General features: G+C 47.0%; 12 protein-coding genes. 5 read left to right on the forward strand and 7 right to left on the reverse strand.

Annotated elements, in window-relative coordinates; all coding sequences use genetic code 11:
• Nucleotides 1–2: 2 nt before the first annotated feature.
• A complete protein-coding gene (locus tag ACO6UY_RS18825) occupies nt 3–467 on the reverse strand; it encodes a VanZ family protein (RefSeq protein WP_422461620.1) in 465 nt (154 codons plus the stop codon).
• Complete coding sequence (locus tag ACO6UY_RS18830) at nt 428–1,084, reverse strand: pseudouridine synthase (protein ID WP_422450311.1); 657 nt, start codon at nt 1,082–1,084, stop codon at nt 428–430. Before ACO6UY_RS18830 ends, ACO6UY_RS18825 begins: the two co-directional genes overlap by 40 nt.
• Before the next feature lie 89 nt (nt 1,085–1,173).
• Between ACO6UY_RS18830 and ACO6UY_RS18835 the strand changes: the two genes are divergently transcribed.
• Nucleotides 1,174–2,622: a DASS family sodium-coupled anion symporter gene (locus ACO6UY_RS18835; RefSeq protein ID WP_422466669.1), complete on the forward strand. Its 1,449-nt coding sequence runs from the start codon at nt 1,174–1,176 to the stop codon at nt 2,620–2,622.
• Nucleotides 2,623–2,680: 58 nt separating this feature from the next.
• Here ACO6UY_RS18835 and ACO6UY_RS18840 read toward each other — a convergent pair whose 3' ends face one another.
• The gene (locus ACO6UY_RS18840) at nt 2,681–2,878 is read right to left on the reverse strand and encodes a DUF2788 domain-containing protein (protein WP_101748002.1); all 198 of its coding nucleotides are present in this window, start codon (nt 2,876–2,878) and stop codon (nt 2,681–2,683) included.
• A 254-nt stretch (nt 2,879–3,132) separates the two neighbouring features.
• Here ACO6UY_RS18840 and ACO6UY_RS18845 point away from each other — a divergent pair, with 254 nt between their 5' ends.
• Both ACO6UY_RS18845 and ACO6UY_RS18850 read left to right on the forward strand, forming a co-directional pair.
• A complete protein-coding gene (locus ACO6UY_RS18845) occupies nt 3,133–3,495 on the forward strand; it encodes a hypothetical protein (protein ID WP_422461624.1) in 363 nt (120 codons plus the stop codon).
• 52 nt (nt 3,496–3,547) lie between these two features.
• Nucleotides 3,548–5,590, forward strand: coding sequence for a hypothetical protein (locus ACO6UY_RS18850; protein WP_422461626.1), 2,043 nt, complete (start codon nt 3,548–3,550; stop codon nt 5,588–5,590).
• Nucleotides 5,591–5,641: 51 nt separating this feature from the next.
• Here the strand turns inward: ACO6UY_RS18850 and ACO6UY_RS18855 are convergent, their stop codons facing one another.
• From ACO6UY_RS18855 to ACO6UY_RS18870, 4 genes are all read right to left on the reverse strand, one after another.
• Nucleotides 5,642–6,250, reverse strand: a complete 609-nt coding sequence (locus tag ACO6UY_RS18855; RefSeq protein ID WP_422466671.1) for a DUF416 family protein — start codon at nt 6,248–6,250, stop codon at nt 5,642–5,644.
• Nucleotides 6,251–6,324: 74 nt separating this feature from the next.
• Nucleotides 6,325–6,705 carry a hypothetical protein gene (locus ACO6UY_RS18860; RefSeq protein ID WP_422450316.1) on the reverse strand — a complete coding sequence of 127 codons (381 nt, stop codon included), beginning with the start codon at nt 6,703–6,705 and terminating at the stop codon, nt 6,325–6,327.
• Nucleotides 6,706–7,154: 449 nt separating this feature from the next.
• The gene (gene yeiP, locus ACO6UY_RS18865; RefSeq protein ID WP_422450317.1) at nt 7,155–7,721 is read right to left on the reverse strand and encodes an elongation factor P-like protein YeiP; all 567 of its coding nucleotides are present in this window, start codon (nt 7,719–7,721) and stop codon (nt 7,155–7,157) included.
• A gap of 397 nt (nt 7,722–8,118) precedes the next feature.
• Entirely contained in the window at nt 8,119–8,307 is a 189-nt protein-coding gene (locus ACO6UY_RS18870) for a hypothetical protein (protein WP_422490874.1), read from the reverse strand.
• Between the two features lie 258 nt (nt 8,308–8,565).
• Here ACO6UY_RS18870 and ACO6UY_RS18875 point away from each other — a divergent pair, with 258 nt between their 5' ends.
• Together ACO6UY_RS18875 and ggt are read left to right on the forward strand one after the other, a co-directional pair.
• Entirely contained in the window at nt 8,566–9,144 is a 579-nt protein-coding gene (locus ACO6UY_RS18875) for a hemerythrin domain-containing protein (protein WP_422450319.1), read from the forward strand.
• Nucleotides 9,145–9,426: 282 nt separating this feature from the next.
• Nucleotides 9,427–10,858 (forward strand): gamma-glutamyltransferase (ggt, locus tag ACO6UY_RS18880; RefSeq protein WP_422461631.1); only part of this gene is annotated, 1,432 nt, incomplete at its 3' end.

Consider the following 10,858-nt stretch of genomic DNA (forward strand, 5'->3'; position numbering starts at 1 on the left):
AATTATCCGTTGTTATCTCCTGGGCGTGTTTCCCTAAACGCCCAGCGAACCCTTAAAACAGGCGTTCTTTTAAACGCAGGAATCAATAACCAGTACATAAAAATGCCAAAGCAGTTGGCGACGATATCCCAGAACGATGGGTAGCGATAGTCGGTAAGGGATTGCAGGCCTTCAATCCAGATACCGTATAAAGCCGCGATAGCCGCTTTTTTCAGGTTGAAACGGTCCTGGTAACAAAAGCCATCAAGCAGGCCGGAAATAACCAGAAAAGCAAGGCAGTGGGCTATTTTGTCAGCAGCCACCGGCAGCTTCCAGAATGTCAGGTCAACACCTCTGAAGTTATCTATAGGCAATAGAGACAAAATAGTGATGGCTGTCAGGGTAATGGCTAATGCCGCTCTGCTGACCGGTAAATAGTGCTGAAGAATTACGTCTTCCAGTGACGGGGCTTTCCTGAGGTTTTCCACTTTACACGTTTGGATCTGTTTGTATTAAGTTTGTCTTTCAGTGAAGCAGGGATTTCCAGCTCACGCCAATGACCCGGCTGCAGGTCGTCAATTTTCCATGATCCTATCTGGCAGCGAATCAGCCTGAGTGTTGGATGGCCGATAGCAGCGGTCATTCTTCTTACCTGACGGTTTCTTCCCTCCTTTATAGTCAATTGAATCCAGCAATCCGGAATCGACTTTCTTTCCCGTATGGGTGGCACTCTTTCCCAGACATCAGGAGCGTCAATGATTTCTGCCCGGGCCGGGAGAGTAGGGCCATCGTTCAGAACTATTCCGGTACGAAGATGGTCTAAGGATTGAGAGTCCGGGATTCCTTCCACCTGAACCCAGTATGTTTTGGGCATTTTGTGCTCAGGTGAGGCAATCAGGTTTTGCAACTGGCCATTATCCGTCAGCAGTAACAACCCTTCGCTGTCTCGATCCAGCCTGCCCGCTGGATAGATGCCGGGAATGTTAATGAAATCCTTCAGGGTTTGCCGTCCTTCCTGGTCCGTAAACTGGGTCAAAACACCGTAAGGTTTATTAAAAAGCAATAATCGGCTTTTTTTGGAAGGGCGTATAACAGAAGCCTGCATGGGTAATCACTGATGAGAAAAGTCAGAATTATAAATGCAGGAGAACCTGTGGACTAGACTATGGCCTTAACCATTTAAAAGGGGGTTGTGTGAGTACACCACCAGCAAGCTGTGATCACCCTCAGCAGCGGGCAACTGATGTGAAATCAGTTATCAGTTATTTAGCTCCATTGCTATTGGGGGGGAGTCTGTGGGTGCTCCCTGCACCGGAAGGTCTGGATCTGCAGGGATGGCACATGCTGATTATTTTTATCAGCACCCTGTTGGGGGTGATGGTTACTCCCATGCCGATGTCGGCAATCACCTTGATGGGGGTGACAGCCCTGGGGCTGACCAAAACCCTGACCCTCAAACAGGCACTGGCGGGTTATGGTGATCCTGTAACCTGGCTGGTGGTGCTGGCGTTTTTCATCTCTCACGGGTTTATAAAAACCGGGCTTGGGCTCAGAATTGCCTACTGCTTCATGCGTATCATGGGGAAGAAAACCCTGACCCTGGGTTATGGACTGACCCTGACGGATATGCTGCTTGCCCCGGCAATGCCCAGTACCACGGCTCGCGCAGGTGCCGTGGTATACCCCATTATGCAATCCATCGCCACTGTCTATGACAGTAAGCCGGGAGCCACTGCCAACAGGATGGGGGCCTTTCTGTTGATGATCGTCTTCCACGCCAATGCCATCACCAGCACCATGTTTCTGACTGCCATGGCGGGTAATCCGCTGGTGGTCAAGCTTGCTGGCAATCAGGGTATTGAGTTGAGCTGGGCGACGTGGGCCTTGGGGGCATTGTTACCCGGTATTGTCTGTCTTATCTTGATGCCACTTTGTCTGTATCGCATTATCCCGCCGGAATTGAAAGAAACCCCCATGGCCGTCAAGGTGGCACAGGATGAACTTCACCGCCTGGGCTCCCTGACCAGGGATGAATGGATTATGGCCGGTACTTTCCTGTCGCTTCTTGTGCTATGGATATTTGGTCAGCAGCTGGGCTTTTCAGCGACGCTGGTGGCTATGGTGGGTGTGTGCATTCTGCTGTCAAGCGGTGTTCTGAACTGGGATGATCTCCGTGGTAATAAGGGAGCCTGGGACACCATGATCTGGTTCGGGGCATTTATTACCATGGCTCATTACCTCAGTGCCTATGGCGTAGTGAACTATGTCAGTGATCAGGTTGGCGTTCTGTTTGACGGTTTGCCCGCCTGGGTGGCAATGATCACCGTCTGTGGACTGTACTACTTTTTCCATTACTTCTTTGCCGCATCAACAGCACAGATCAGTGCCATGTATGCCGGTTTTCTGCTGATTATGCTTGGAGCTGGCGTTCCCCCTCTGGGAGGTGCCCTGATGCTTGCCTATATGAGTAATATTTGTGCTGTTATTACCCACTATGGGAATGGACCGGCACCAATCCTTTATGGTGCTGGTTATGTCTCTCTTTTCAACTGGTGGAAAGTCGGGTTGATCATGAGCTCGCTCTATTTGCTGGTATGGCTGGGGCTGGGTAGTGTCTGGTTGTCCTGGTTAGGCTATTTATAGCCAGGATATAAGCCATAAAGTTGTAACTAATCCGGCCATCTGCAACTGTGCGTATGGCCTAAACAATCACCTCAACAAGAAATGTTTTGATCAGGAAACCCAGGACACCCAGGCCGAGAGCTCCAAAGAGTACGAATGTTCCCCATTTTCCCGCATTGGATTTTTTGGCCAGGTCATAAACGATAAAAGCCATAAATAAAACCAGCCCGCTGATTAAGACCTGTAACATGATGGATTCAAACTCAGCAATATCCATAGAACCTCCAGAAGTTTAGCCGACTTTTTTTGGCAACTTTTTTGCGTGCTTTTTTCGCCAACTTTCTTATGCCGGTATTTTAGGCATTTTCTGCTGAGTCGCCAATATCGCATATAAACACAGTGCAACTCAGTTGATGCGTTATTGCCGGGCGCTGCAATCCTCAATAGACCCTACACAGATTTGTCCCCAGACCGATATAGGTATCCAGAGAGTTTCAAAATGATCTGGTCAAAGGTTATCCGGGGGGAGGTATGGCGCTCAAACTCAGGCTGGTGGATGTCACCAAATTACAAAAAACCAACTATCTGACGTCGGAGGCATCAAAGGCGGCCGTCCGGGAGGCAAAGGTACTGCTGGATAAGCAGGAAGAGTTTATGAAAAATGGCGGAATGGACCGGCAAAAGTTACGTGCTTTTATCAATAGTGACTATTGGACATCTCGCCAAAAGCAGAAAGCCAGGGAAGAACTGCTCAATTTTCATAATGAGTTCAAAAGTAATATGGCCAATGAAGCAACGGCTAAGCGCAAAGAGCTGAATAGTGCCAGCCGTCTGCTCACGCAACGTAAAGTGAAGAAAGCAAGTACCGTTAAAAAGCGCTCCGGATATGTATAGGGCGTAAACAGATCCATATAAAAAATAACTGCTTTTCAGGGATGAGTTCAGCATGAATAACGTTAACGGCGTTTCCACGACGAATGACATAAAAACTCTAAATCCGGCAGATATGAGTCAGCAGGACTTCATTGCTGCTGTTTATCTTGAACGTGGAGAAATGCTGGACTCAGAAGTTCGACGAATTATTGGTGAAATTGATAAAAGTAATCAGTATGTAGATACCATTAATAAGTTGATTGGCAAGGCAAATGTTGCCGAGTATGGATCAACACATTATTCCTCCACCACATGGCAGGTTAAAGGCAAAAATGTTGTGCTTGATAATGGTTACGGGTTGAATTTCCAGCCAGATGGTAAGGGTGGGAATACCTTCACTCTGCTTGACGGTGACGGTAATCAGTTAATCTACCAGAACCAGACTCTGATACCTGTGCCTGCCGGTGCGACGGTGGATGCACTGGAAGTTGGCATTCCCGTGATGAACGACATGACCTATATACTGAATGATGGCACTGAGATTACCTTTAAGGCCGGAGCCCCGGATAAGGCATTCAACTCATCGGACTTTTCTGGAGGCATGGCGGATATCACCTCGATTATCATTACCCGGGATAATCAGGGAATGAAAATCAGTGATGTTAATGTTGCCGGATCAATGACCATCGGTTCCCCTACCATTGAGACCCCAACTGATGTGGCAGTATCCCAGCCGACCACAGCCACGCAAACGGTAAATGTTCCTGCTAACACACTGCCAATGTATGAGCACTACGATGAGAACGAAAATTACGACACCATTGATGTCGTCCATGGGGAAAGAGTATCCTCCAAGTGGGAAGGGGTTATTCAGAGTAAATCTCCAGCGGAACAGGCCGCCATACTAGGCAAGATAAAGTCGGATGGCGGGCTATCTATTTACTGGGAACTAGGTGACGCGGATAATACTAATGAGCGTTATTATAAAACGTTTGATTATGAGCCCTACGCCAATGAAACGCTCTCCCAGTTTATGGGACGTGTCGTTAATAGCTCCAAAACGGATTTCCGAAACTATGTCCATGCAGAGGAAGGCGATATAGAAATAGAGTATATCCAAACCGACATTCACTTTCCCGCTTATAGTTATCAGGAAGTGATACCGGGGACCAGTAAAACAACCAAACAAGTTTCATCCAGCACTATTAACGAAAGCCGGGATTTTTATGACTCTGAGAATTATGGGAGTATCAGGGCATTCACTGATGATTATTTATTAAAATTGAAAAGTGACCTGACGAACAAGGATCTTAGCGATGAACAGATAAAGGGGCTTGAAAAAGAATTGCAGACCAATGGCTATACAATTAACTTGAATCTGGAGGATACTGATGGGGAAGATAACTCGTATGGCAGAAATTATAGCTATAAATTGGTCCCCGGAGAGTCTGTGGATGAATTCTTTGAACGTGTGATGGATCAGTCAGCAGCAAAACTTAGATCATGGATAAACTACCATATGGATGAGGGAGAAATTAACATAAAATCCATGTCTGCCTCCAGTACTATACCCGGATTCTCCTATGATCAGTACGCACCAGTTCCGCAGGCTGCTCCAAATGCTGCTCGCCCGAACAACCGCCACAGCCTGGATGTCAACAATCATGATGGCCACATCCTGTATGAAGCCGGCGGTATGCATCAGTGGGAGTATGATGGCCGGGGTACCCAGGCCATCAGCAAAGCGAATCCCAATGATTCCAGCAACCAGGTATCCGGTTTTTTTGGCAGGAAGCTGGCGTTCAGCCAGTCAGTCAATGATGAGTTTAGCGGTACCACGCCGTTTATGACCCAGAAGGAGAAAGAACTTCTGGCTAATATATTGAGGATTACCTATCCCGATGCCAGTGGCAGTGGCCGACTGACCCCGGAAGAGTGGGTCACGTTAAAGAAGAGCCTGATTAATGCCCGGGATAACCTCAATGGCAACAGTCAGATTCAGACCGTTCAGCTGCAAAGGGCGATGCAGACGTATAATCAAAACTTTGAGGCCATGTCCAACGCCCAGCAGAAGATCTACTCCCTGCTCAGGGATATTATTTCTAATGTGAAGTAATCCGGGTCAACCGGTAATGGCTGTGAAGCAGCGAATGCCGGTCAACTTGACTTAATCAAGACTGATCCCCAGTTGACTGACACCATCGTTGGCAGAAAGCAGCCGAAGTTCTTTGGTAAACTCTTTTGATGGTTTCTTTTGCTGACAGACCATGCTGATCAACTCACTGATAAACCGACGTTGAACCTCAAACAATTCATGCTCTTCAGTGTACTGCGCCAGTTCGGTTCCTCTAAGCTCTTGTGCTTCAGTGTATTTTATGAATTTACCAATGGTACTGAGTGACACGGTTAATGCACTGGCCGTTTCATCAATGGTTGCTTTCATGGCACAGTTGATGGCACAGTTAAGACCAGCCGAAAAATCCAGCGCCGGTTCAACACCAAACATATCAAAATCTTCAGGAGCTGGCGTATTTTCATCCAGTCGTTCAAGCAGACGTTCGAAGTTTTTTGACGATTGAAGTCCGGCAGTATAGTCCCAGAGCATGTTCAGACAGTGCCTCACATCGGCAGCATGGCCAAATTCTGCCAGCTCTGAAAACAGTGCAAAGTTGGGCCAGGCTCTCTCAGTGACAGCAGTAGCGAGTGTCGCCAGTTGCCAGGGAGCGAGTAATTCAATTTGGCGGGAATATTGAGCGTACAGTGTGCGGATGTTCAATGATGATTACCATTAGGGTTGATGCCGCTGGCATTCTAGCATTTCTTATTAACAGCGACATCACTACTTTAAATTTACAGGGGCCAGGTAAACTGCAGGCGTACAGAGTTGAAATTGTAATTGGAATTCAACTCAACAGAACCACCATCCGGTAAGCAGCTGCCCGCAGTAATTCGATTGGTCCTGAGCTGAACTTCTCCACAATCACTGAAAGAATAACGGGTGTTCTGCCTGATAAAGTAAATACTTTCTTTAACGCTTTCTCCAAGACCGATGCTCTCCAGTCCGTAAAGAATGGCTGAGCTGGCAACCTGGTCCCGAACCTTATCCGGGTCGTCAATGGTTTTATAAATGAATGAGCCAATGTGTTCTTCATTGAACTCTATTGTCTGCTTGAAAATAAATTCTGTTTGTTCGTGGTCTGTTTGATAAGCCGGTGCCTGAAAATCATTCATGGATGACACCTGGTTTAAAAACGGGGCTCTATCATTTGATTCCATCAGCATGGGTTGATCAGCAGATGAATAGGATATAAAGCCCATTGCCATAGATAAGTAAATCGTTCGAAAAATGCTTTGGGCAATATTTTTTATTTTCATGGCTTTAATCCTTGAGTTGATTTATGTCTGTTTGTTCTTTTTCTCCAAGAGATATTTTTTGGTTTTTGACAGGAAGAGAATGTTTTTAGTTCTATTTAGATAATCAAAAACCAAATGCTTAAAACATATTGTTTTAAATGCATATCATCACATTAGACACCTAAAGAGTGAAAATAACTTGAACAAAGGTATCATATTCCTATTTGATCTATGGTTTTGAGTGTTTTAATTGTTTTAGAGAATAAAAATATCTTTTTATATTTCGAATATGGTTTCCAGAGAACATCCCCGGAAACCAATGGGCATCAGGCGCGGGACATGAATTTCCCGGTTTCTGTATTGACTTTGATGATTTCTCCGTTACTGAGATACTCTGGAACCTGAACTTCCAGGCCAGTGCTGACCCGGGCAGGTTTTGTTCTTGCCGCAGCCGAGGCCCCTTTTATGCCAGGGGCTGTATCAACGATTTCCAGGGCAACGGATGCTGGCAGGTCAATCGCCAGTAGCTGGCCATCAACCAGCAGGGCGGTCAGGCCTTCCATATTGTCAGCGATATAGAGAAGCTGGTCCTCAATAGTGCTGGCATTGACGAGATACTGGGAATAATCCTCAGAATCCATAAACGTACACTCATTGTCTTCACGATAGAGAAGCGTGACGGCTCTTCTCTGCAGGTCCACGTCAGTGAGAAGAATATCGCCGGTCAGTGTCTGCTCAAGTTTCTGGCCGCCGGGAACAGAATTGAAACGAACCTTATACAGGGTCTGGGCACCGCGGGCAGATGGGCTTTTCGCCTCAACCTGACGAACCTGATAATACTGGCCTTCAATGTCTACAATCTGGCCTTTTTTCAGTTCTCGAGCGTAAGGCATTGGATTCCTCGGAATAGCTGGTGTGCAGATAAATACGGTTGGAGTGATGATTGCTCTGGTCTGTACTGCTTTGACCTGGATAGTCTAGGAGGCTGTCCGAGAATAGCGCCCGTAGCGAGGATGGCAGAAAATTGAGGATAAAAATTTCGTTTTGTGAGGTGAATAGTGGGGCTATTTGCCGAACAAAACGGAATTTTTAGACCAATTTGCTGCCACCGCAGTAGGGCAGTCTATTCTCGGACAGCCTCCTAGTTCCAGCGTCAGGAGTCTCTGGCCGGACAGCCAGAGTAAAGCATCCATCGGGGCATTTTAAATTGATTATGCCTGCTGATAAAGAGAGCAGTGAGTGAAGTATTGCGCAATACTATGCCGGATTGAGGTTTAAAGATGAGTCTCATCAATGCAAATGTCGTGGGTTACTGGATTTACCAACAACCTTGCCATTGTTATCGAGAATTTTAGCCCTGGAATCCACACGGTATATCTGCCTTAAATACTCTTCCTTAATGGCTTTCTCATCAACGAGAGGCTTGGTATACACTCCGGCGTATGCCAGGTATTCAAGCATGTACAGGGGGTTCGGCATGATAACCTCCGAGCCAGTTATAATAGCTTACCTTTCGCCATGACTCCGTTTGTTGATGCAGGGCATAAAAAGGGTGCCTTGTCATGAAAGTTTGTTGCAAGCCTATGCAAACCACTGCTGAAACGTGTTGTCTGCCAATTTCATGAAAAATATTGCATCCTGCTCGCTAACATAGAAAAATTTGACTTATATCAATGCTTGAAAAAGGCTGGGCCTATAAAAAAGATCATTAGAATAAATATCTAAGGGGGATGCTATATGACGACAGTGATTGACCGAATCATCAAAGACCATCAGCATATGGCACGCTTGCTGGACTACCTGGATTACGAGGTCTCTGGTTACCGGGAAGGCAGTGAGCACAATCCTCAGCTGAACATTATTATTGAAGCGCTGGATTATATGCATAACTATCCAGATGCATTTCACCATCCTCTTGAGTCCAGGTTGATGGCCCGGCTTCGTCCCCGGTTGGCCAGTAAAGAAGAACGGATTCAGTTTGATATGATTGAGAATCAACACCGGCAGATTACGGCAATGACCCAGAGGCTTGTGGAGGCTTTCAATACCGTTGCTTCTGACCAGGTTATCCCGATCAATCTGCTACTGGCTGAATACACGCTCTACAGTGAGTTGCAGCGGGAGCATATGGAACTGGAAAACCAGTATATGATTCCGGCGATGCAGTCTTTATTAAGTGTTGATGATCTGGTACTGGTTGATAATGATCTTAAACAGATGTCTGATCCACTTTTTGGTTCTCATTTATGGGAGGTATACCAAAATCTGTACCAGTATGTGACTGAGCGGGAAAACGAGGTTGAGCCGGTTATTTAATATTCAGCTCCACTCATAACTTTTACTCTCCAGCAAATTGCGTGTTAGGAATTTGCTGGGAGTCCTGTCCAGAGCGAAACTCAGTTTTCGGCTTGTCGCTTCGCCTTTATCTTCTTCAACCAGCCTGCAATGTAATAGCACTGATATTCATAAAGTGATAATTGTAAGTAGTTGGCCAGAAAATATGATTTCATTTGGTTAACTACTTATAGGGCCGGTTTTTATTTCGCTATCTATCAGCGTACAGTGTTGACATCTGAGTCATGAAAGAGAGGATGGAGCGTGGGTAAACCAATAACATGGATTGTTGCAGGCATTTTCTGGATGCAGGCCCATTTCGTTCTTGCTGATGCCATTGGCGAGATCGCGCCCGAGCCGGGTACAGGTAATACGGAACAGGAACTGGTCAGGGCCTCTGACTATATGGTGGCTACTGCAAACCCCTATGCAGCGAGAGCTGGTTATGAAATTCTCAAACAGGGCGGTTCTGCTATTGATGCTGTCATCACCACGCAGCTGGTACTGAATCTGGTGGAACCGCAATCTTCAGGTATTGGTGGGACGGGATTAGTCGTTTATTTTGATAATAAGGCCGGGCAGTTATCCACCTGGGAAGGTCGTGAGACTGCGCCGGGGCAGGTAAAGCCGGATCACTTTCTTGATGAAACAGGAGAACCCCTGGCGTTTTATGATGCGGTTGTGGGAGGGCGATCGGTAGCAACCCCCGGTCTGCTCAAATTGATGTATGAAGTGCATCAAAAGCATGGAAAACTGGCTTGGAAAACCTTGTTCAAGCCAGCGATAAAACTGGCCCGGGAAGGGTTTATTGTGTCGCCAAGACTGGCCAGGCTGGTTGCCATGGATCAGACCCGTCTGGGGCGTTATGAAAACACGAGAAACTACTTTTATCCTGAAGGACGTCCTGTGCAGGAAGGCGATCTGCTGAAAAACCTGCCATTTGCCAATACTCTGTCTCTTATTGCCAATCGCGGGATTGATCCGTTCTATCAGGGAGAGATTGGTCGCGATATCGTCACAACGGTGAACTCAGTAACCGATAATCCTGGCTTACTGACGATGAGTGACCTGAACCGTTATCAGGTTCAGGAACGTGACCCTGCCTGTATGGACTATCGGAGGTATCGGGTGTGCAGTATGGGACCACCAAGTTCGGGTGGACTGACCATGGGGCAGATTCTCGGGATGCTGGATCACTACAACCTGCCTGAACTGGGCAAGGACAACCCCATTAGCTGGCAACTGATTGGCGATGCAACGCGTCTGGCTTTTGCCGACCGTGGAATGTATATGGCGGATCAGGACTTTGTTCATGTGCCGAAGGGTTTGTTGGATAAGTCCTATCTTCTTGAGCGAAGTCGGCTGCTGAAAACCGGAAAGCCGTTGCAAGGGGTTGCTCCGGGCTTGCCACCGGGCATAGACAAAATACGTCAGGCTTCCGGTGAAGCACTGGAACTCCCGGCAACGACGCATATCAGCATTGTTGATGGTGATGGCAATGCGGTGGCGATGACCTCCAGCGTAGAGAATGCTTTTGGTTCACGCCTGATGGTCCGTGGTTTTCTATTGAATAACTCCATGACGGATTTTTCCTTCCGTCCATTTATTGATGGCAAACCGGTAGCCAATCGCATAGCACCAGGGAAACGACCAATGTCTTCTATGACGCCCACTATCGTGTTACGTGATGGCAAGC

The sequence above is a fragment of the Endozoicomonas sp. ALE010 genome (genome assembly GCF_049310165.1).
In the GTDB taxonomy this organism is placed as follows: Bacteria; Pseudomonadota; Gammaproteobacteria; order Pseudomonadales; family Endozoicomonadaceae; genus Endozoicomonas.